Origin of the sequence: Aerococcus agrisoli (assembly GCF_003797145.1) — a bacterium.
Classification (GTDB): Bacteria; Bacillota; Bacilli; order Lactobacillales; family Aerococcaceae; genus Aerococcus; species Aerococcus agrisoli.
In genome coordinates this window covers 1-429 of the sequence record NZ_RKMG01000101.1, presented here as the reverse complement: position 1 = coordinate 429, position 429 = coordinate 1, and the positions used below count along the sequence as shown (strand labels likewise).

Annotated in this window: 1 protein-coding gene; it reads left to right on the top strand. The window is 36.1% G+C overall.

All coding sequences use genetic code 11. The features are described from left to right. Positions 1-31: 31 nt before the first annotated feature. A partial coding sequence (locus EF384_RS09660; protein WP_233570096.1) for an IS3 family transposase occupies positions 32-429 on the top strand: 398 nt, incomplete at its 3' end.

Sequence of the window (429 nt, the reverse complement as noted above, 5' to 3'; positions counted from 1 at the left end):
GCGTGATCGAAATGATTGGGAAGATTTCCAATTGTTATATAGAATTTTTCTGGATAAGCACAAGTGTGGGATTGATGAAATAAAAATGGCGTTAGAAGCTGAATACGATATAGTAATGAATCATAAAAAAATCAGAAGAATTTTGCGTAAGAATAACATCATATCATCAATACGAGCGGCGAAACCATACCGTAAAATGATGAAGGCAACCCAAGAAAATGCTACCAAGAAAAACCTTGTCAATCGTCAGTTTGATCAAGGTATCCCGTACAAAGTATTTCTCACAGATATCACTTATCTTCCGTATGGAAGTGGACAATGGGCCTATCTTTCAGCTGTTAAGGATGGTGCTACCGGCGAGATTGTTGCACATCACTTCTCAACTAGCTTAAAAATGAGTTTAGTTTATGAAACGCTAGATAAATTAAA